We start from the raw sequence: 22,169 nt of genomic DNA, 5'->3' as shown, positions 1-22,169 counted from the left end.
ATTGGTGGAAAAGTGAGTAATAAAATGACTAAAACTACAAATAGTGTAACCCCGGATTTAATGCTGGCTATAGATTTAGGTGGTTCTCAAACTAAAGCAATTGGAAGTGTATCTCATAAAAATGACTTTCCTACATTGCTGTGTATGGAACCAGAAATAGCAGATGTATCAGTTGCGTCAGTAGAAAACTATGAAAAAACTAAATCAGGTGAAACAGATCCAGAGAATACCTGCTGGGTGGGTATTGGTGAGGAATATTATGCTATTGGTTTCCTAGCGAGAAAAAAATATGGTGGTAATTCCTTACTCAAGCAGTTGAAAGAAGAAAATGCAGTACAAAAAATCTGTGGTGTTTTGTGGGTGGTTAGTCAAAAATTGAAACTGATGAACAAATTCACAGTTTCACTTGCTGTTTTATTACCACCTTCAGAATATCAAGATAAGGAGCGTCTTGAATCTAAATTAAAACAGGCACTAAAACGTTTCAATACACCTACTGGTGAAATCAGGATCAAGTTGATAGACTTGAACGTTGTCCCCGAAGGAGTTGGTATTTATCTACATAGACGCACTATTTTGGGAACAAACATTAGGAATTGCAACCTTGCGGTAGTAATGTTGGGATATCGCAATGCTTCTGTACAGATATCTAATAAAGGTGCAGTAACTCCAGGGGTATCAAATACCTTTGGGATGTCATGGATGTTGGATGATTTTGTTAGACGTTGTAGTGGTTTATCGAAAGATGATCCACATCTGATAGCTGCGGTGGTAGCAGCAGGATCTGAATGTAAGTCGGAAGTTTTAGCTACCTTATCACGACGTAAAAGTGAAGCTGAGGTGTTAGCAGAAGCTCAAGATATATCTTTTGCTCTCAAACTTAGTCGGGATGAATATTTTCGAGCATTAGTACGCTGGTTATTACAAGAAATACCCCGTGATATTAATGAGATGATTTTGTGTGGTGGTACTGCGGAATATCTTAAACCAGAATTAGAGGCATATTACAGTAATGTGAAATTGATTTGGAATGGTGGTGTAGAAATTCCCCCAGCACTCGATAAAGTAGGAATGGGTATGCGATTAGCAGATGTATGGGCTTTGTATCAAGTATTGTTTGGTAGTGCCAATTTAACTACTAAAAATAGTAATACTACAACTAATAATTCTGGTTCTACTGTTTCAGGGAACAAGGTTGTTAACCTGCCTTCACCAAAGCCAAAGGGCTTTTTGGAAATGCCAGATAGACTTTAAATTTGTTAATGAAGTCGAATTTTTGTAGCTGGTAGTTTATTGTGATGATTAAACCTTTAAAAATTAAGAGAGGCGATTGCCTTTGGCAGTGTGCTACACGCAATCGCCTGAGACAACTCCTCCCTTTTTTGGTTCTTCGGTACTTGCTATTCCTCTACGGAATTTGACCTATTTTGTAACCATTGTTCTAGATCAGCTATCGTTGAGAAATCTAAAAGTGCTTCCCCCAGTAATTCTAACTGTTCAACAGATAGTTGATGAATTTGCTCAATTAAGGTGGATGCAATTACACCAAATCGCCGACTAAGTAGTCGTATAACTAATCGTTCTTCACCTATTAGTTCACCGCGTTCCATAGCCAGTTTTTCTGTTGGGCTAACTAAGGGCATTTTTCTTTCCTCCTCCAAACGTTTAATTTTAGTGATTAATTCTTCTTGCAAATGCTTAGGTAAAGTCATCATTGTATCAATGATTTTGAATAGCTTAACGATTTGTTCTTTCGTTAACCCTCGCTCGTAAAGTTCTCGAATTAACTTCCATTTCCATGCTTCCCGTTCAGTAAGATTACTGGTTGTGGCTTTAGTCTTCAAGTGCGCTATCGTGATGATAGCAAAGGGATTGTTACTAGATTCTAGCTCATTCCAACGCGATTCGTAATCAAGGAGTTTAGCAATGGGAAATTTAAGGTGAGTTTCACCATTTCCAATAGAATAATGATAACAATCAGGTCGCCAATTTGGTCTATTATCACCTAAAATTGCTAGGCTAAGTACCTTGTTGTGGTAAAGATCAAAAGCGCGGTAGTGGTAGATAAACATTCTTTCTGCAAAGTCAACTTCATAATGACTTTGAACTTCAACGTGAATCAAAATCCATACCTGTTGTTTATCTAACAACCAAACTTTATAAAGTTTATCCGCAATCCGTTTTTCTGTTTCTGATGAAGCTGTAATCTCTTGGAGTTCTTTGTCTAGGGGTTGAGGGGATTCTTTCCAATCAATTAATTCATGGATTTGAGGAAAGAAAAAGAATAAGAAGCTTTCAAAATATTCATTTAATGCTTCTTTCCATGATTCATCATAGTTAGCTGTTAATTCAGTCATTTTTTTAGTAGATGAGCATGATTAGAAAAAATATTATATACAGATTTTGCTATATTTATAATTTTTTTACAATAAATATGATTTGAAAAATGCTTTAACTTTCAAGACTATCGAAGATTGTTCCACAACGCTGGCACATAAAAGAATTATCCCATTTTTTATAAAGTCTAGGGTATTTACGTGAGTGTAAAATGTTTTTTCTTACTGCCCAGAATAGATAGATTGGGAAAACTACAAATATTAACAATTCAATCATAGCTAAGGCTTTAAAAACTGTGAATACTATAATACCTATCCACGTAATAAAAATGGTTTTAAGAATTAATATAATATTTGATTTTGGTTTTTCTGGTGGTGCTGCTATCTTGCCAAGTGATGTAGTATTAGTTTCATTTTTATAAGCAGCAGCAGACTTTGAACCTATAGAACCTCTGACTGTGCTAGTGCTATGAGTGAAATTTTCTTGATAAATTAGGGATAATTTACGAGAGTTATCACTTTGGCATTTAGGGCAAATAATTAGCATAGTTATCCAGATGATATTTACAGCAGTTTGTATTTTGATGAATTGCATTTTCTATGCTGGGTTTCAATCATTAAGTGATATGAACCAGACTTGATAATGCTATAAGTTTATTCAAACTGTATGATTTTATCCCTGGAGTGACTTTAATTCTTGAATATGCGAATCTAATATTTTCTAGTATAGACATAAGAAATATTATTGTCAATGAAAATAACTCTTTCCCCTGGCTTTATGAGTTTGTAGTGATTCAGTTATTTAGGGAAAGATTAAAGGTGAAATTTTTATGGACTTCCTAGACTTCGTTTGATAAATTGATACTAAAAAACACCTAAAACACTTGATATAACTAGGTTTCGCTCAAATAGAATCAAAGATTTAATAAAAATATGCTTTCTGATTCTTGAATTCCCTACTATGTAAGGACTTAACCTGATATCAAGTATTAATTTTCTATAACTAGTCTAGGAGAGCCATTTTTATTTTCTTTTTTTCCCTGTAATAGTAAAACCTGACCAGGATTGATACCTAAACCATCGGTTAAGATTTAAAAATGCCATGATTTAGGTTTTTGGATTTTTTACATATTATTCAAAGATGATTTACACAGTGAGTGATTATCTTTGTTTGTTCACGCAGCAGCTTTTTGAGGTGATTTGCGTTTGCGTGTAGAAGTAGTTTTTGGAGTAGGAGTTGTATTATTCTTTTTTGGTCTTCCTCGACGTTTTGGTTCTGATTTAATTTCTTTTGCAGGTGGTAAAAGTTTTAGTGTAGGAACAGGAAAAGGAATAGTTTCACTTCTCATTGTTTCGTTAGATAAAATATCACTTTCTAATTCCATTGTCCAAGGGTCAGGTAATGGTTGACAAATAATTGGTTTATTGACTTTAGAAATTGATATTAATGTGTTGTTTGGTGTAACTGATGTTGTAGCTTGTATTAATTGAAAAATCCCAGCAACAAAATCTATAAACATCGCTACAAAGAAAGTAACACAGATAGCTTCAATCATTAAAGTAAGTACAGATTGCATAATTTTCTCCTAAAACACAGTGATTTTTGGTTTTCATGATTTTCACAAATGTTTCGCGTAGCGATATATCAATATTTTCACTGTATTAAAGCAGTATATGTCGTTAGTTGGGCTTTTTTGATGTATATGTAAGACTCAATACTGTCCGGTTAGTTTTTGTAACGACCGTCTTGAATGTTAAGTGATGCCTGCGGCGGGCGTAGCCATTGCTACATGATTTCATTTTTTGAGCTAAACCGATAAGTATTGATCTAAGACTCGATAAAAGTTGATGTGAGAAATAAATGAAAAATGTGTAAGTTTGTTTTTGTTTAATACCAATTCTGTATAAAGATGCGCTCAATTTAAAGATTAGCGAACCGCAGAGACGCAGAGGACACAGAGAAAGAAAATACAAGGTTGAAAAATTCGGCGCAGCCTCATAAAGAAGTGGTATAACAACAGAAAATTATCCCATACTGGATATGATTGAACCGCAAAGTATGCAAAGGGAAGATAGTTTTAGATAGTTTTTGGTGTGGCTGCATTTATTTTTTCAAAATTGGGAGCATCCCAATTTACATGAAAATGCTGTATGTAATGTTTTTGAAGTATTCATTATTTAACTTAAAAAATAGGTATTAGGGAACTACTTCCCCAATACCCAGTTTTGAATTCATCAAAAACTCTAGCAGTAATCTTAAAACAGAGTTAGTTGCACACCTGCTACCTTCTTTATACTGCTAGGAAAATCATGAATTTTGCTAATTGTGCTAGATGTAGGAGGTTGGGAATTAATAGGTTTGATAGTCGTGACAACTTGAGAAATATCACTAATCCATTCGATATCTTCCGTGCTGCGACTAAACAATTTATCTACTATTCCTGGGTGAATATGGCATTCTTGAATACACCTTTCATCATTTAGCCAGAAATCATCATCACTGTCTTCATCATTTTCATCATTAGAAGATAATTCTGATGTATCCAAAGCAGCTTCATCCTCTTGTAACATAGCATCAATTTCCTGCAATCGTTTGGAGACATCATCAATCCTCTCTGAATGTGGAAAAGATTGTCCTACAAGAGATTCCAATCTTGCTTTTTCAACCTTTGCATTTTCAAATTCTTCCTGCAATCTTGGTAGATATTCCGGTAATGAATCTATCATAGTATCAAGACTGATTAAAGGATGAGAACGTTGAAACTCAATACTTCCTTTTTTGTTGTCAATAACCCAGGGGAAATAATACTCATTTCCACAACATTTGATGTAAACGCCTAACTTATTATTACCAGGACGATAATAAGCATATACATCAAAACCTCGGTAATTAGCAACCTTTCTTGTCGAAGTATTTTGATTCTGGAAAATCTCTTTACACTCCAGAGATATTCGTTTAGAAATTTGCGCTGCTTTGATTTCCTTGAAAACTGGCTTGATTATTTTCAAATCTTCCTGAAGCCAGTCAATCTTGCGTTCTAAATCTTGAATTTTGCGATTCCAGTTATCTATATTCCAACCCAAACTAAATTGTTGTCTTTGATGACTCCTTTGTTGAATGAGTAGAGAATTCAACTCACTACGCAAATTGGATTCCTCAATTAACAGAGAATTTCCTGTAGCCATTGACTTAATTTGAGCATAGGAATAAATCCCCTGATCACAATCTTCAACATTATCCAAATCCTCACCATTGAGGAATTTAGCAGTCATTTCCTGCTTCCATTGTAAAGTTTGCCATCTGAGAGCATCTAGACGTTCAGTAATATACCTAAATATCCACACAAAAGGTAGGGTAAAACCCATAAATTCCCCATTTCCCTGCCTGATACCTCTCCCCTCACGTTGAGTAAGATCAGAAGGTCGCCAAGGGGCATCTAGGTGGTGTATAGCCCATAATCCGCGACGGTGGACATTGCAACCAGTACCTAATTTCTTCGTGCTTCCCAATAAAATACGCACCGCACCAGAATCAATTAACTCAAACAGTTTAGTTCGTTTAGATTTATTAAAATCATGGACAAACGCAATTTGTGATTCTGGAATTCCTAATGCTATAAACAGCATTTTCAAATACAAATAGGTACTGTATTTATCTGGTTTAGGAATACTAGCATCACAGAATATTAATTGAGTTCCCTTGACAGTATTCGTCAGCTTCCAAATTTGCCAACTATTCCAAACACACTCATGCAACTTACTGATATCTGCTTCCTTAGTTTCTCCCAATAAGCGCATAGTTAAAGCAGCTTTTGTGAGATCCGTCGTTACCTTCAGCATATTATCAATGCTGGGTGCAACTTGCCGAGTGTAAATTTTCTCAGACCTTTTGAGAGCATCCCTAAGAAATTGTAACTGTGCTGAAGATGGTTCTACAACAACATCAATAAACTTAGGTTTGGGACGTTTTAAAACATCACCAATGTTATCATTTGTGCGGAGGTCAACAAATTGATCCATCAGCCCTCGGAGAGCTTGGATATTGCAGAAACTCTTAAACCGAGTCACTACTTTGTATTTACCACTAGCAGTAACTTCAGCCGAAGAAGTAGGTTCGGCAAATTGACTAGCCCATTCATCGAAAGTTTCTATTCCCAATTCTCGTAATTTGGGAAGTTGAAACATCCGCATCCAATTAAATAATTCTGCCATAGTATTGGACAAAATTGTACCCGTTGCACCAATTACCTTTCCTGTGAATTGAGAACAAGTTTCGGTGAGCATATCTCCCAGAATATGCAGAATCTTCATGTAGGTATCACTAGCACGTTGACTCCAACTTTTGGGAATACCTCTGATGTTATACATCTTGGTAATAATCGAGAGATTCTTAAATTCATGAACCTCATCTATCACCAACATATCTGTCAAATTATCAAAATCAATGTGATTGTCTTTTCTTGTTGATGCTGTTACCTTGTTGATTTTATTTTCTAGGCTTTTTAACGCCTTTTTCAATTGTTTAGTGGTGATTCTGTCATTTGACTCATTTCTCAAGAAAGCTTGGAGAATTTCTTTTTCTTGATTGTGGAACGCTAATTGATAATCCTCCGATAATGCTAAACTGAAGAATTGAGAATGAGTAATGATAGTGCAATCAAAATCCCCTGTTTGAATGGCAGCAGTGAAGATTTTTCTCCCTTCAGCATCTAGCTTTTCAGGAACTAATAAGTTTGCCATTGGATAGAGATATCTAAAACTCTCTTCAATTTGCTTTTCAGTGCCATTCAACACAACTAACATTGGCTTGTTAGCTAATCCCAACCGCCGACATTCCATGATAGATGCAATCATGGTATATGTTTTACCAAGTCCTACATCATGGGCTAGAAAAGTGGCATTTTCTTCAAGGATTCTAGAAACACCATCTAATTGCCAATAGTTTAACTGCACATGAGGATTACTACCTGGAAGCTGGAGGTAACTACCATTATATTTTCGGGCAGAGAAAACATTAATGTGTGTGTTGTAATATGTATACAGATCCACACATCTTTGTTGATTCTCCCAAATCCAATTTCTAAAAGCAAATTTGATGACTTCTAATTTAGCTCTGGCTTCTTCTGTTGCTTCGTTAGATGCTAGAGTATTAATGGTATCCTTGCTTTCGTAGATAATGATTCTGGGGTCTTGACGATTTAATCCTTTTTCCAAAAGTTTGGCACTATCTATATAACTTGTGCCGTATTCTGTAAGGTCATCAGAATTCCCTCCTATTGTCCAAAAAGATGTGCTAGATGAAGTAATGTGAGATATCGTTACTTTAATTTTCAATATCTCTTTCGCAAACTGCTGGTAAATTTCTGGTTTAATCCAGTTTGTACCCAGCATTATGTGAATCTTCTTGTTCAAGATTTTATCTTTTTGGGAATCTGTGAGAGAATTCCAATCAATATTGGATGTTTCTAGACAAGCAAGTTTGATATCTTCTGTAGCATCTGGCAGCATTGGTAACGGTTGAACTGCTTTGAGTGCTTCTATGTTTTTCGCTAAACTAGCTGCGATCGCTTCTTGCAGTTTTCTGTAAACGTTACCAGATAAATATTGAGCAGCAAGTTCCCATTTCTGGGTAGTAGGATTATAAAAGATGAGATTATCAGCATCGAGTTCTTGAATGATTTCCTCTGGAGTCAGGTTGCTAATTTCTGAGATATAATCCAAATCTAAGCAACCTTTGATATTCAGCGAATGTGTTAAAGCATCTTGGGCTGAATTAACTTTTGTGGGAGCAGAATATGAACGACAAACTCGTTTAGAGAAAATATCAGCTAATTTGTAATTGCTCTTTTCTAGAGTTCTGACTAAATAATAGTTGGGGTCTTTTCCCAGATGTATTAGGTTGTATTTACTATTGATTCTCCCCCATTTGCGAATGAATGAGTTGTAGCTGTTTTTAAGTTCTCGTTGGAGTTGTGTTAATTCTTCATCATTTACTGTTTGTTGGGCATTGATGACTTTTATTAAACAACTACGTAGCTGCCAAAAATCCTCAATTCGATTTCTCTCTACTGTTTCTACTAAAACTAAATGGCTTTTCGCTCTTTGATAAATTTGGTTTTCATGAATACAAAAAGCCATTTCTTTAATGTGTTGCAGTTCAGGTGGAACTAAGAGAAGTTCTTCAGTTTCTTTTCTAGGAGAGTAGTTAACATTTAGAGGTATTCTGCACAATGCTTCAGATAAATCTCTGCCGTCATCTAATAGAGCAAAACCTTCACCGTACAGTTTATTAATGCTTGGTGTACCTAATAAGTGATGTACATGAGGATAGATTCTCTGTTGTAAATGTGTGTATTGGGGAGATTTTTGCAGTTGGTTTTGATAATATTTATCAAAACTTCTGCCTTGAAATTCACTTAGGAAATATTCGTTGAGATGAGCTTTAGTTTTGTCACCTTCATTACCCCAATCTTGAGGAACAATTTGCACTTCTTGAGTATTTATCCATTTTGATGTGTTGGAATGACGAGGATTTTTGACTTTTTGAAAGATTAGCATAATGGGGCTAACTTGAGTTCTAGCTATGGTGTTAAATACTCCACTAGGAAGTCTTACGGCTGTTACCAGTTCTAGTTTTTGTCCTAACCAAGCCCGGAACTTTTGAGAACTTGGAGCATCTAAAGTGTAGGTAGAAGTAATGACTGCGATTAACCCTTCCTCTCTCACTAAGTCGGCAGATTTGGCTAGAAAATAGTTATGGATGTTGACTCCCAGAAAGTTATATTTTGAGTCGTTTACTCCATAATCACCAAAGGGAAAATTCCCACATACTAAATCAAAATATCCTTCTGGGAAGCTGACTTCTTGAAAACCCTGATTATAGATTTGAGCTTCGGGATATAAATGTTTGGCTATGGTAGCGGGTGTTTTATCTAATTCAATTCCAAATAGTTTTGAGTTGCAGCGTATATCTTCTGGCATTAATCCAAAGAATAAACCAGTACCGCAAGCTGGTTCTAAGATTCTGCCTCCTGTAAATCCTATGCGTGATAGCATTTCCCAAATACTACGAATAATTTTTGGTTCTGTATAATGGGCATTTAATATGCTACTGGCAGCGTTATTAAATTCATCTTGATTCAGTAAAGTTAGCAATTCTTTTTGTGCTTTAGCAACCCATTTGTTTTGTGGATTTAAGCTAAATATTTCAGGTAAACAACCCCATCCATTGAATTTGGCTAATGTTTGTAGTTGTTCTTGGGTGGGAGTGGTGTTGAGTGTTTGCAGAGTGATAATTGCCTGTTTATTGTTTTCCCATCTTTGTTGGGGTGTGGCTTTTAATTCTGATTCTATTGTTGAATTGATTGTAAACATATACCATTGCCAAAAAATAGTTTTGGTAATGGGCGCATAGCGCAAATTTACAATTTAAATATGTTATAGATATTCGCATTCAAGTGAAGTATGGGTAGTAATAATTGAACGCAGATAAACGCAGATAATTTTGTACTTTATTAGACCAGGAAATACTATATGTGCATCTTTAAAGTCAAATGATATCAGAGAAAAATATAGCTTACATTCATTAGTAAGCCATATTATTTTTTAATAATTTGTAAATATTTATGGTTGAAAAAATTACATTAACAGGTTGAAAAGCTTGAGAATTTGAATGTGAGGCAGTATTAGATATACCTCCAAAAGTTCTTACTAATTGTTTTTAAGCTGATAACTTTCCTGTTGTTACCAGATTCTGATGTATTTTCACCTTGAACAGATTCATTTCTTAATAAGGAGTTCAGTAGTGATAGTTGGTGGTCTACGTCTCCTACATGACGGTATATTAAGGATGGTATTATTTTCATGCCCAAAGGTGTAGGGACAATTTTGAGATATTGGTTTAATGTCTCTAAATAATTGCTATTTGCAAATTGTCTTTCAGCTACATAAGGACGTAATATCTCTAGCAATTGAATAGCTCTTTTGATTTCCGAAGAATCAGAATTATTATCAATTTGAGGTTGGCTTTCTCGGTAGCCTTTCATTTTCTTTTCAGCAACGAGATTGTGAAATTTAGAAACTGCTTGTTGAAAATTACCAAATGAGTGAACTTTCTGTTGAGATTTGTACCCTACTCGACCCCATTCAACAGTTAAATTTTCTTGCTCAACTTTAGCACTCCAGAACTTATTGCTATTCTGGGCAGCATCTACGAATACTAAATATATTTCCATGATGATTACAACGATATTTCATGGTGGTAAACCGCTAAAAACTCCAATTAGTATTTAGCGGTTTAGTGATTTATGGCTTACTTGACCACTGAAAGCGATCGCTCGCTTACTTCTGTGCCGGAGGCAATCTAATTGGTACGGAATTTAGAGGTACGAAGACTTCTCTTGGAAACCTGCACAGGACTAGAAGCTGGTCGTGCCACCTTTGACCAAGACTGCATCCGCTCAACAGCAGCAGCATCTTGAACAGCTAAAGGCGTAATATTTCGCTGGCAATTTTCTAAGTCAGCTAGTGTCACCTGCTGTGGTCTTCCCTCATCAAAAGCTAGTAGTGCGGCTTCTGAGGCCAGAGTTTCCAATTCAGCACCGCTAAACTTGCTGGTACTAGCAGCGATCGCTTCCAGATACTCTTCAGGAACTTTTATACCGTATCGTCCCAGATGAATTCTGAGAATTTGACAACGTTCTATTTCTGTGGGTAGATCAACAAAGAAATTCTCATCAAACCGTCCTTTGCGCTTAAACTCAATCGGTAAAGCAGTTGGGTCATTACAGGTTGCCACCACAAACACCCCTGCTGTACACTCAGACATGAAGGTGAGGATATTTCCTAAAATTCTTTGTGAAACTCCAGAAGTATCGCCATTAGCGGAAAGTGCCTTCTCAACTTCATCAATCCATAATACACAAGGAGCGATCGCTTCAGCCGTACTGAGTGCGCGACGGACATTGCCTTCAGATTCTCCCACTAGGCTACCAAGCATTGAGGCAATGTCTAATTGCAACAATGGAAGATTGAGGATGGTGGCAATATTCTTCGCTACTATTGATTTACCTGTCCCTGGTGGTCCGGCTAGTAGCACTCCTTTAGGTTGGGGTAAATTGAGCGATCGCGCTTCTTGGGAAAACAACCGACGACGGCGTTGCAGCCAATCCCGCAGTAAATCCAAACCGCCAAAAGGTATTGTCGTTGGTTTACCCAATTCAATACCCATTTGAGCCAGTAGCCGGGTTTTATATTCGACAACCAAGGAAATGACTGTAGCATCAATGACAATGCCTAAAGAAGTTAATCGTTCTTTCACAGTCAACCGCAGAAAGTCACTGATTTCTTCCAAAGTTAGTCCTAATGCTGCTCTTGCTAAGGTTTCTTTATCTTCAGTGGTCAGAGAAACTGTAAAATTCACCTTTTGCTCACTGGCAGATTCTTGCAAATAGAGCAAATATGATTCTAAGTGGTCTTGAATTTGCTCAATGCTGGGTAAAGGAACTTCACAGCAAGGAATTAGCCTCAGCAAAGATTCATGTAGTTGAATGTTTTGACCCAGAAGTACAATGCGCTTTTCAGTTGGTTTGAGACGATGATACAAGTTCTTCACTCTGGTGAGAACTTCCCAACTCAATTGCAGGGAATTTTTACCCACAAAAGGGTGAATATCTCCCAGAATGAAAACCCCATTCCCTTCAAAATTGTTGATGTACTCGAATACATATATTAAAGGGTCTATGTGAGGAGGCTTTTTGTAAGTCTCAATTGACTTGAATACCAGTCCACCGTCGTCAGCAATTAGACATTGTTCTAAGTTGGATACTCCCAAATTCCAGAAATACACAGGACTGTTAAGTTTGTCCATAACTTCAGTGGTTAACCATTGAATAATGGTTGCTTCTTCAGGAGATAGAACCTCTAAAGCCACAATGGGTATTTGAGAGTCAATGGTGGTAATTAGGTTTGATAGTTTCATGGTTGTTAATTTTGCTCAGGTACGGAAGAAAGTTCGTTATGAGTGGTAACAAGATGTACAACTACTTCGTAAATTTCGGCATCACTGTTAAAGACTTCAGCAACTCCAGAAGACTGTGGATGAGCAATAGCGGAAATTAGGGCATTAACTAAAGTGCAAAGTCCCTCAGTGTTTCCTTTGATAATTACTGGTTGTCGCGCTCCTTTTGAGGGGTAGATATGGAGCATGGGATATTCTTCAGGTAGTTTGCTCATGGAAAGATGGGGGAATTTTGTTTATTCCCCGGTGAAATTTTATTGATGCAGTCGGTGTTGATGGGTATTAGTGCTACGAAGCTGCTGGTGGGATTCGGGTTTGTAAGTGCGTAGTTCACCGCCGTAGGCATCGCTCTCTACTATTCCCAAAGCTTCCTCAAAAGGTTGGGTTGCTTCTAGACAGGACAATCCCTCAAATCCTTCAGCTTCTATTTTTACTTCACCTGTAGCAGTGTCAAAATGTATCAATATTGCCCTTTCCATAAACTATCTCCGTACTTGCTGAGTTTGTTGATGTGCTGAGAACGCAAGACGCAAGGTATGTAACTGACCCTTGGTTTCTTCTGTAATGGTGCATTCTCCTAGCTGTTCCTGTAACTGTGCTGCTTTAGCGCGAACCATGTTTTTACCGTAGGCTTGCATGAGGGTATGAGAAAAGAAGTTTTCTCCCAGTCGGGGTACGGTTTCATAGGCATCGTGGATGATTTGATAGAACCTCGCTTCTTGATCCCACAAAAACCCGATATCTGCGCGGGCATTTAAAGTAGAACCAGGAACAACAATCTCTGCACTTTTGCCTTCAGAGTCGTCGTAATAACCTTTGAGCAATTGTGGTTTCTCATAAACTTGCACGGTAAGCTGCAAATCTTGTAGAGCATCAACTAAACATTCACGATTAGTTAATTTTGTGGTGACAGTTGAGAAATGTGACATCTTAGTTACTGTGAATTGGGAAATTAATACTGATAAACAGGAAAGCAAACAGTTGCTATTACTTCCTCTCTTAATTGCGTAGCAAGTGTATGAGGTGTATTATTCTCATCTACACCTCACACCTCGTTTTTGCTCAACGATGATATAAATACTTGACTATTTTTCAGCGAAGTTTGAGAGACATGGCTGTAGCTTTGCTTAACCCCATACCCTCATCACTTGCTAATCTTTGAAGATGACGTTGTTCATCCAGCAGCTTGGCGTAAATTTCGTCCATTTTTCCCTCTAATTGAGAACGCCCCTGTAAATCAAGCCTTTTGGCATCTACAGAAGCGTTTTCGAGAATGTCTTCTAGATGAGTCATCATTTGTTCGAGACTGCTACCTGCTTCAAAACTGGCGTTACCCAAAAGCATTTGCACTTTCTTGAAATGACGTTCCATCTTTTTCTTAAAGTTGACTGGTTTGCGTCCTGGTTCCCAATTGCTCAAATCTTCGAGTAATTGCGCTGCTAGTTGTTCGCCACCTGCGTTAGCGAAGCGCACCGAAGGTATCGCTGATTCTCTGAGTGTTTGTTCTAAATTTGTGTCATACTGCTCGATAAACCGAGTTATTTGCTGTAAACATTCAGCTTGTTGTTCTGATAATTGCTCGCTAATAGCAGGAATAATCACAGGACGACCAATTATTACTTGTAAATAGTCTTCTAGTTCCTCTAAACAGGGAAAAGCTTTTACTAAGTTTTGCTTAACTTCTTGTTGTTGTTCTACAGATAATTGCCAAGCATTCAGTGAGAGGAATTTATCAATCCGTTCTTGATAATCTGTGTAACCCTCGTCATACTCTTCTCTCAATTGGGTGCGTAAAGTAGGGGCAATATTATCTCGAATTTCGATTAATTGACTCCAGACTATGGGTGCTAAGTCTATGGAACAAATCCAATCACCATTGTCATAATTCATCCATTCTTGGACTGAAGCAACTTCTTGTCTTAATTTGTTTGCGGCTTCATCTAAAGCTTTGAAAACTTTGATGCCCTTTAAACCAACTTCTGAAGTTGTAACTTTTACTAAGTCAGATTCTTGCTCATTTTGAGAAGATTTGAGGACATCTGCCCATTTTGGAGCATTGCTTTTAGTGGTTTTCTTTAACTGGATTTTGAACCGGATGCGTGTTTTGTTTAGTTTGGAGAAGTTGTATTTTTCAACAACAGCGTCTTTGAGGAAGGTTTCATTTGAGTTGGGAATGACTGCTTGTAGCATATTGTTTTGGAAGTTAATTTTTTTACTTCCAAAAAAGCGTTAGCTTTGGTATTTATAGCTCAGTTATTTTTTAAGATAAATTCTACAATATGACCAGATCACGAAATTTTAACTATAAACACCTGAATCAATTGATATTGCGTTTCTTTAAACCTTTTTATTAATAGAAAAACTTGAAAAGTGAGAGAGAATGTATAAGTTGAGAGTTAAATGATAATCAAATGAGTTGTTAAATTTAGTCTTGTTGAAAAAAGAACAATATCCAATTTTTCCAAAATAATATAAATATTTGAACAAGTTCTAACCAGTTAAATCTATCTGGATGAATTGTGCTTTTTAGGGATTCTATACTTTGAAGTTCATCTAGGGAGGAATTTAAATATTTTAAATAATTTCTTTTTTGAATTAATTCAGATGACTCTGGTGGGATTGTAAAAATTAATAATGACTCAAATTTTTGTTCATATTGATTGAGCGATATAAGAGCATTTTGGCTAAATTCTGACAAATAGTTATAAATAGCATTTTTATAGGATTCCCATTTTTTTCTTTCATATTCTTCATCTAATCTTCTTCGATTTACGCCACCATTAAAAACATCACTAAACCACTGTCCAGCATTTCTATCTTGACGCTTTGGTAAGGATATATTAGGATAACTAGGCAAGGATATATTAATACTATTCAGTCTGTTTTTCCGAAACTCATCACAGGACTGATTAGCCCAAGTTTCAATTGATTGAATATAGTTAGTAATAGTTGGTTTAAATTTATGATCTTGCCACGTATAAAATTCTCCTCTCTCTAAGTGTTGTGCTGCTTCGCTTTGATAACTTCCTAAAATATTGTTTAAATATAGCCAATTTCGATAATATTCTACTTTCTTTTTGAATTCTTCTCTCAGATATTTTTCGCGTTGTTTTCCTTTTTCAATAGCCATATTTCTAATATTTTCATTAGTTCTAATTTCTTTATCTAAATCATTCACTTTTGTTTGCAAAATGAATTTTACTCGATCTGCTATGGCAATTATGCGAAGTAATCTAGTTTGATTTGTTCTTTTTTTCTGAATAGAAATAATAGTAAATAAGCCAGCATTAAAAGTAATAATACCACTTGTAAAGGTTTTCCAAATATTTCTTTCTTGTTTTGCTTTTATAGCTGGTAGTGCATCAACACGATATAGTTTTTTTACCCCAAGGGGTAAATCAGATTTGAACTTCTTAATTGTTGAATAAGCATCATTATACACTTCATTTTTCTCATATTTACTTTCTATTTCATTCATCCAGTTAAGAATAAAAATAAATGTCTTAATACCTCGATTAATCAACCAATTATTAAGTTTGTTTTGCTCATCTAATGTAAAAGGTTGTTTAGCACTTAATATTTGTATGACTAAATCAACTTGTAATAATTTATCACGCACCAAGGTATCTTGTTCTTGACTATCATTAGTTCCTGGTAAATCAAAAATTTCTACTCCATTTTTTAGCAATTCATTAGGGTATAAAACCTGTACAGAAATGACATCTTCTCTTCGTTGTCCTTTTTTATTTAATACAGCAAATTCTTGAAGGATTTTTGTGTCACTATGTCTGATGACTTGACCTGATTTCAAGGTAATCAGTGTTGTCAGAGTTTCTCCATATTTAATACTAATCACTGTTCCAGTCGTTCTAACCATTTTTGCTGGCATGATTTCTCTACCTAACATGGCATTAATTAGGGTAGATTTACCAAAATTAAATGGGGCAAGCACGGCTATCCTAAAATCTGGATTAACTAATTCTTTGCAGATTAATTCTACATCTTTTATAAGTTGTTGATCTTCTTGATGATTAAGAAATTGACAAGCATCTCTAATAGATTTTGAAATTATAAAAAATGATTTCATCTTTATTAAAATTTGGAACAAGTAAGTTTAAGGATAAATTTTCACATCAGTTCAGTATGGAAAAACGTAGTCTACTAAAGAATAAATTATTAAAGGGTATATTCTTAGTAAACTACGCTCAAGTAAGTAGAATTAATAAAATATCTAACTTACTTTATCTTTCGTTCAATTTCTTCATATTTTGCATTGATTATTTCCAATTGAGCAGAAATACTATTTAATAATATTTTTAGGCGCTCTTCTTCTGCTTCACAATTAACTTCAGTTGTTCTTTTTGATTCCAAGACATTATTGAGAGATTTTTCCAAAGATTGAACATCCTCACTGATTAATGTGGCTAAGTTCTGAAAGGGTTCAAATAATTGACTAACTTGCTTTTTAAGATTCGAGACTTTATCTGGTTCAAGTAATTTTTGAAATTCTTTTTTAACCTTTTCTTGCATTTCTTTTTGAAACTTTTGGACTTCTCCGCGTCTTTGCCACCAAGCTAACCCGCCTCCAACAACAGCACTAGCACCCAATAAAGCCCATCCTACAGGGGTTAAAGCTAAACCAGCAGTTAGTAAGAATAGATTTGCGCCTGCCATATTGGCTATTGCTACTGTGCCAGCCCCCGCTGCTATCGTACCTACTGTACCACCAGTCCCACCCATGAGCATTTTTATTATTGCATTAGCATCAGCCTTGTCTAAGGAAACTTCTTCTGATGAATCATTCGCATGGATTGATAAACCTGTCTGATTCCGAGCATTAAAATTTTTTGGATTAAGAATTTCTCTGATTACGTCTCTTTGTTGAGTATAATCATCAATTTCTTTGTTAAATGAATCGTTCAAGGGATTAATAATACCTAATACTATACCTTTACTGATGTTGTGCCAATTTTCAAGCTTTTCTTGTCGGTATTGTGTTAATTTTTTCTCTAAAGTCCGGGTATATTGTTCACGCTCATTATCTTTAAGACCGGATACTGGAGGCATTTCAAAATCTCTTTCAAAGTTGATCACTAAATCAGAAAAATATTTATGATATTCTCCTCCAATTTTATCAATACAGGCATCTTTTTGTGTTCTAACATTTGTTTCTAAAATTTGAACACCCTTTTTCATTAACGCAATACAAGGCTTAGTTTTTTCAATTTTTCCTTCCAATGTTTTTAAATCATCTTTAAGTACAAACAATCTTTCGTTAATTTTTGAACCTACTCCAGTTGCAACAAATTTGGCTGTATAAACAGTTTGCAATAATTCTGTCATTAATCGTTCATGAATCAAAAAATCGTTTAATCTTTTTTGAAATTCTTTAATTCCAGTACCATCAATGGAATTTCCTTGTCTTAAACTTTCTAAAGCTGTTTTAGCACAGACATCGAATACTGTATCTCCCCACATTTTTTCTGCTTCATTTTCATTTATCTTTAAACATTTACAGAACCCGTCAACAAAAGCTCCATGTACGTCTTCTTTACTCTCTTCATCAATATTTTCCCATTTATTAATCAAATAAAAAATAGGTCTTACTTGATTTTTATAGCTTTTATTTTGAAGTTCATTTTGTCTTACTTCTGGCTGAATGTCACTTTTTTCAATTTCTTTTTTAACTTCAAGAAACCTTTGTAAATAATCTTTTTCTGGAATAGTAAATTGTTGATCTGCTGCTAAAACAAAAAGAATAGCTTGGGATTGTGAAATATACGAAAATGTTTTGTTGTTTTCTTCTTCTGTATGATTTAATCCTGCTGTATCAATAAATTCTACACCTCTTGATAACACTTCAATCGGACAATAAAATTCAGCATAGTCTAGAGGATTTAGCCAACCCCCTACTGACTTAAATATATTCTTGATTTGTTCTTTTACTTTTCCTGAATTGAGCGTGTATTGCTCTTTATATTGTTTGAAACTCAACCTTTCTTTTGTTCCATCTTTTTTGTGAACTAATACCTTTTCCTCTTCACCATATTTGACAAAAGTAGGAATTGCAGTGGTAGCGACCGCTCCCATCGGCAGCAATTCTTGTTCAAAAAAAGCGTTAAGAATTGTACTTTTTCCACGATTAAAATCTCCAATAATCAAAAAGCGAAACTTACCATTTTTTAATTTTTCTATTTCTTGATCTAAATTATTGATGAAGGCAGATAAAGCTAATTCTCCCGATGCTCCTTGTTTTGTTGCTTGCTTTTCAGATTGAGCAATTATTTGACGCATTTTACCAAGTTCTTCGGCAAACCAAGGACGGATTTTTGTTGCTTCTAAGTCGAATGCGTTATTTTGATTGTACATGGTAGTTAACCTCATTATTGTTTAATTGCTTTTATTTTTTGGGAATCTGCCGCACAAAATACATTGATTGATATCAACTTTAGTTGAACTGTTAGATTTTCGCCAAACTAGTTATCAATTTATATCTTGTTTTCAATGTTTCCAGTTGTTGAGAAATATTAGCTATTAAGCGGTTTATTTCTGGTTCATCTTGACTTTTCGTTAATCTTTCGCTAACTTGAGATAATATCTGAACTTTAACAAATTCTGCTATTTGCATAGCTTGATCTATTTCAGTTGTTAATCGCTCATTCATTATAAAATCATCAAGCCTTTTTGTGAATCCTTGAAGTCCAGTGTCATCCAACGTTTCTCTTTGTTTTAAATTTTCTAAACCTATTTTATCATAGACATTGAATACTGTGTCTCCCCACATTTTTTCTGCTCCATTTTCATTTATCTTTAAACAGTTACAAAAAACCTCAACAAAAGCTCTATGTATTTCTTCTTTCTCTTTTTCGGGAACGTCTTCAAGGTTGTACCACTTATTAATTACATAAAATATTGGCTTTCTGATTTGATTATCATCAGATACTAAATAGTGTAGATATTCTTTCTCTATTTTAGTAAATGGTTGGTCTGCACTTAAAATAAAAATAATAACGTGAGACTCTTGAATTGTGGTAAATATTTGCTCTGATCGTATATCCTGATTATTGAATCCTGCTGTATCAATAAACTCTACTCCTCCAGACAATAATTCAATTGGATAGTATAACTCAGCATGATCTAAATGACTTAGCCATTCTTTTTCTGATTTGTATGAATATTTAATTTGATTGCGTAATTCTTTAGAGTTGAGGCTATATCTTTGTTTGTACTCTTCTAGACTCAATTCTTCCTGTGAACCATCTTTTTTATGAACTAATACTTTCTCCTGTTTACCATATTTGACAAAAATAGGAATTGCAGTGGTAGCAATTGGTGCTGTTGGAAGTAATTCTTGTCCAAGCAAAACATTAAGAATCGTACTCTTACCACGATTCAAATCTCCAATAATCAAGAAACGAAATTTCATAGCTACCAAGCTTCTAATTGCTTCTTTTAAAGAATCTGTGAAAGAAGATAAATCTAATCCTATTTCATCTCTTATTTGGCACTGAAATTCATCTATTGTGTCAATCATTGTTATCAGTTGATTAGCAAACCAACGACGGTCTTCTTCTTTTCTTACTTCTAACTTCAATGAAGTGTTATGAAATTGAGTAAAATGATAGCTTCTTCTAAGTTTATCAATTTCACATTCTAGGAATAATGTTTCTTTTTGAAATTTATAATAATCTGCCTTGCTAGGATTTTTTTGAGAAAGAAAATCATACAAACAACTAACCTGAAGCGATAAAGCTTCTAATTCAAGTATATTGTCTAACTGAAATTGTTGCAAATTTGGACGGCTTTCAAAATGATATAAATGGTAAAAAGAACTTAATAAACCAATTGCTTTAGTTAGATACTTTCCTACATTATCTTGCAAATATAGGCTGTATTCTCCTATTTGTAGATCAATATCAGGTAAGGAATTAATACCTATTGGTAGTTGTAAGGGAAAGAAATTCAAATTTAAACTTGTGTAGCTATCTTTTTGTTCTGGGAATAAATTCCAAAAAGTAATATGAGGGCAAATTCTTTGGATGTTCTGTTGTGGTGTATGAACTCCTTGAATTGTTCCATGTACCAAAATAATTGGAATATCTGATAGATTGCTATAAATATAGTTTATATCCCGATCTGTATAACACAAAGGGCGTTTAAAATAACCATCTTGTTTAGATGCTAAATTTTTCCAAGAGGCTTGGAGATAAGAAGTATTGAAAGCATTGCGGAAATCTACATAACCACCTTTATAATTTAACTCTATAGGTTTAGTATCATCCCAAAAAGGAGATACTAAAATAATCGGCAACTTTGTTTTCTCATATAACGCTTTTAGTCTGTGGTAAGTCGTCTCTATCCCATCAAAAAAGGGGCTGTTTGCGCAATACTGTAGCCAAATTACGAGGGTTCAACGGCTGTAGAAGCATTGTGAATACGACCAAGAGAGGTAAGCTTGGCAAAAATCTGGGATAATAAAATAGGCTCAGGCTGTTGCGGAAGCATTTTTAACATTTCCCGAACATATCGAAAACCACGACAGTAAGCCTTAAGATCAACAATGCCAGAACCAGGATTATCTTGACGGAACTGAGCTAGAAGATAATGAGATAAATTGACCATAAAAAATGAAAGGTTGACAGCATTAGTCACCGCAGTTTGACCCCTGTTCATAAAATCTTCCAATCCCCAAAATTGTTTAGCATCACGAAAATTAAATTCGATTTGGAAGCGCAGTTTATAATAGTCAATTATTTTGTCATATGATAAAGTTAAGTCACTAGAAAACAGAATTACGTGACTGCAAGCATTAGTTTTCAGATTGGTTTTTACTAAAATCACTACATTCAAAGGCTGGGCAAATTCTTTGTGCAGTAAGGTAGATTGATAAGTATTTGTTTGGATATCTTCTTCAATACTAATTTGACACAAATATTTATCAGATATATTGTGCCAGTCCAGCTTATCTCCGTATTTACGACGAGAACGATGATTGGGGTCAGGTATGTTGGTAAGGTATATATAACGCCGAATCGTGGCGTAACTTGGAAATTATGTGTAACTTTACCTGCCTAGCCATCTGCAAAGCATTATTGTTCCCAAAGTGACCATCTACGACCAAGTAAGTGAGGGGAATAAAGTTAGCTATTAACTTAAATAGCTCATTAATCATCTTCTTAATTCTTAGCAATTCAGGTGTAAAAGTCACCTCCTTTTTATTTTTGTTTTTACTTCCTTTTGGTCGTCCCCGTCCACGTTTTTCTTGAGGTTTTACTTCTGGACTTGGCGAGACACTACTTTTTTCTACATCGCTTTTTATTACCTGTTCTATCTGAATCGGAAATGAGTGTCTTTGTTGAACACTTACTAATGATAATGTAAAGAAAGATAGTCCCAATATTGGTTTACTTATTAGACTGGAAAAGAACCTATCTAATCCATAGGTTTTTTTCCCGGCTTTGCTTATTACTACTTCGTCTCCTGCCAACAAATAAACATCATTTGGGCAGAACAAATGCCGCCGAAAAAACACCCAGAACACCGTTGTCCACGGTATGACTGTACGAAAAAATCTGATTACCGTCCGATAACTACCACCACTAAGCGTCCAACGCGATATTCCCAACATTGTGACTCGCCCGCTCATGGCTAACATGGCCGTGATGATCTGGCTTAACTGCCGCATCGTCGTCACTTTTATTTCTGGTAGTAGGCATTGCAACAGTGCTAGTATGTCAAACATGGGCTGTATGTGGCTTTCGAGTTGTCGTTGTGGAAGACTATAACTCTACTACATCAGCCCTCTTTTTATACTC

General features: G+C 35.3%; 14 protein-coding genes and 1 pseudogene. 1 reads left to right on the top strand and 14 read right to left on the bottom strand.

The window, feature by feature from the left end; translation table 11 throughout:
• The first annotated feature begins 24 nt into the window (after positions 1–24).
• Entirely contained in the window at positions 25–1,254 is a 1,230-nt protein-coding gene (locus ANA7108_RS0126300; RefSeq protein WP_016953821.1) for a ParM/StbA family protein, read from the top strand.
• A 146-nt stretch (positions 1,255–1,400) separates the two neighbouring features.
• On the opposite strand, the gene ANA7108_RS0126295 is transcribed toward ANA7108_RS0126300, so the two are convergent.
• From ANA7108_RS0126295 to ANA7108_RS28040, 14 genes and pseudogenes are all read right to left on the bottom strand, one after another.
• Positions 1,401–2,357, bottom strand: a complete 957-nt coding sequence (locus ANA7108_RS0126295) for a DUF4351 domain-containing protein (protein WP_016953820.1) — start codon at positions 2,355–2,357, stop codon at positions 1,401–1,403.
• Between the two features lie 94 nt (positions 2,358–2,451).
• Entirely contained in the window at positions 2,452–2,931 is a 480-nt protein-coding gene (locus ANA7108_RS0126290) for a hypothetical protein (protein WP_016953819.1), read from the bottom strand.
• A gap of 580 nt (positions 2,932–3,511) precedes the next feature.
• Positions 3,512–3,913 carry a hypothetical protein gene (locus ANA7108_RS0126285; protein WP_016953818.1) on the bottom strand — a complete coding sequence of 134 codons (402 nt, stop codon included), beginning with the start codon at positions 3,911–3,913 and terminating at the stop codon, positions 3,512–3,514.
• A gap of 679 nt (positions 3,914–4,592) precedes the next feature.
• Positions 4,593–9,710 carry a DEAD/DEAH box helicase family protein gene (locus ANA7108_RS0126280; protein ID WP_016953817.1) on the bottom strand — a complete coding sequence of 1,706 codons (5,118 nt, stop codon included), beginning with the start codon at positions 9,708–9,710 and terminating at the stop codon, positions 4,593–4,595.
• Positions 9,711–10,021: 311 nt separating this feature from the next.
• Positions 10,022–10,570 carry a WGR domain-containing protein gene (locus ANA7108_RS0126275; RefSeq protein WP_016953816.1) on the bottom strand — a complete coding sequence of 183 codons (549 nt, stop codon included), beginning with the start codon at positions 10,568–10,570 and terminating at the stop codon, positions 10,022–10,024.
• 128 nt (positions 10,571–10,698) lie between these two features.
• Positions 10,699–12,315 (bottom strand): AAA family ATPase, encoded by a 1,617-nt coding sequence (locus ANA7108_RS0126270; protein WP_016953815.1) that lies wholly within the window; start codon positions 12,313–12,315, stop codon positions 10,699–10,701.
• A gap of 5 nt (positions 12,316–12,320) precedes the next feature.
• Positions 12,321–12,569: a hypothetical protein gene (locus tag ANA7108_RS0126265; RefSeq protein ID WP_016953814.1), complete on the bottom strand. Its 249-nt coding sequence runs from the start codon at positions 12,567–12,569 to the stop codon at positions 12,321–12,323.
• A 39-nt stretch (positions 12,570–12,608) separates the two neighbouring features.
• The gene (locus ANA7108_RS0126260; RefSeq protein ID WP_016953813.1) at positions 12,609–12,833 is read right to left on the bottom strand and encodes a DUF2997 domain-containing protein; all 225 of its coding nucleotides are present in this window, start codon (positions 12,831–12,833) and stop codon (positions 12,609–12,611) included.
• A 3-nt stretch (positions 12,834–12,836) separates the two neighbouring features.
• Positions 12,837–13,283 carry a DUF1257 domain-containing protein gene (locus ANA7108_RS0126255; RefSeq protein ID WP_016953812.1) on the bottom strand — a complete coding sequence of 149 codons (447 nt, stop codon included), beginning with the start codon at positions 13,281–13,283 and terminating at the stop codon, positions 12,837–12,839.
• A 163-nt stretch (positions 13,284–13,446) separates the two neighbouring features.
• Positions 13,447–14,544, bottom strand: coding sequence for a hypothetical protein (locus tag ANA7108_RS0126250; protein WP_016953811.1), 1,098 nt, complete (start codon positions 14,542–14,544; stop codon positions 13,447–13,449).
• Between the two features lie 235 nt (positions 14,545–14,779).
• Positions 14,780–16,441 carry a dynamin family protein gene (locus ANA7108_RS0126245; RefSeq protein WP_016953810.1) on the bottom strand — a complete coding sequence of 554 codons (1,662 nt, stop codon included), beginning with the start codon at positions 16,439–16,441 and terminating at the stop codon, positions 14,780–14,782.
• A 149-nt stretch (positions 16,442–16,590) separates the two neighbouring features.
• Entirely contained in the window at positions 16,591–18,723 is a 2,133-nt protein-coding gene (locus ANA7108_RS0126240; RefSeq protein ID WP_016953809.1) for a dynamin family protein, read from the bottom strand.
• A 91-nt stretch (positions 18,724–18,814) separates the two neighbouring features.
• Entirely contained in the window at positions 18,815–20,665 is a 1,851-nt protein-coding gene (locus tag ANA7108_RS28350) for a dynamin family protein (protein ID WP_016953808.1), read from the bottom strand.
• 89 nt (positions 20,666–20,754) lie between these two features.
• Positions 20,755–22,096 (bottom strand): annotated as a pseudogene (locus ANA7108_RS28040) (transposase).
• Positions 22,097–22,169 lie beyond the last annotated feature (73 nt).

The sequence above is a fragment of the Anabaena sp. PCC 7108 genome (assembly GCF_000332135.1).
GTDB lineage: Bacteria > Cyanobacteriota > Cyanobacteriia > Cyanobacteriales > Nostocaceae > Anabaena.
This window is presented reverse-complemented; position numbering and strand designations above follow the sequence as displayed.

What these genes read in the sequence shown, in the direction of transcription:
- ANA7108_RS0126265 (WP_016953814.1), bottom strand. Translation starts at nt 12,569, where the DNA reads ATGAGCAAACTACCTGAAGAATATCCCATGCTCCATATCTACCCCTCA.
- ANA7108_RS0126275 (WP_016953816.1), bottom strand. Translation starts at nt 10,570, where the DNA reads ATGGAAATATATTTAGTATTCGTAGATGCTGCCCAGAATAGCAATAAG.
- ANA7108_RS0126285 (WP_016953818.1), bottom strand. Translation starts at nt 3,913, where the DNA reads ATGCAATCTGTACTTACTTTAATGATTGAAGCTATCTGTGTTACTTTC.
- ANA7108_RS0126255 (WP_016953812.1), bottom strand. Translation starts at nt 13,283, where the DNA reads ATGTCACATTTCTCAACTGTCACCACAAAATTAACTAATCGTGAATGT.
- ANA7108_RS0126270 (WP_016953815.1), bottom strand. Translation starts at nt 12,315, where the DNA reads ATGAAACTATCAAACCTAATTACCACCATTGACTCTCAAATACCCATT.
- ANA7108_RS0126295 (WP_016953820.1), bottom strand. Translation starts at nt 2,357, where the DNA reads ATGACTGAATTAACAGCTAACTATGATGAATCATGGAAAGAAGCATTA.
- ANA7108_RS0126300 (WP_016953821.1), top strand. Translation starts at nt 25, where the DNA reads ATGACTAAAACTACAAATAGTGTAACCCCGGATTTAATGCTGGCTATA.
- ANA7108_RS0126280 (WP_016953817.1), bottom strand. Translation starts at nt 9,710, where the DNA reads ATGTTTACAATCAATTCAACAATAGAATCAGAATTAAAAGCCACACCC.
- ANA7108_RS0126290 (WP_016953819.1), bottom strand. Translation starts at nt 2,931, where the DNA reads ATGCAATTCATCAAAATACAAACTGCTGTAAATATCATCTGGATAACT.
- ANA7108_RS0126240 (WP_016953809.1), bottom strand. Translation starts at nt 18,723, where the DNA reads ATGTACAATCAAAATAACGCATTCGACTTAGAAGCAACAAAAATCCGT.
- ANA7108_RS0126250 (WP_016953811.1), bottom strand. Translation starts at nt 14,544, where the DNA reads ATGCTACAAGCAGTCATTCCCAACTCAAATGAAACCTTCCTCAAAGAC.
- ANA7108_RS0126260 (WP_016953813.1), bottom strand. Translation starts at nt 12,833, where the DNA reads ATGGAAAGGGCAATATTGATACATTTTGACACTGCTACAGGTGAAGTA.
- ANA7108_RS0126245 (WP_016953810.1), bottom strand. Translation starts at nt 16,441, where the DNA reads ATGAAATCATTTTTTATAATTTCAAAATCTATTAGAGATGCTTGTCAA.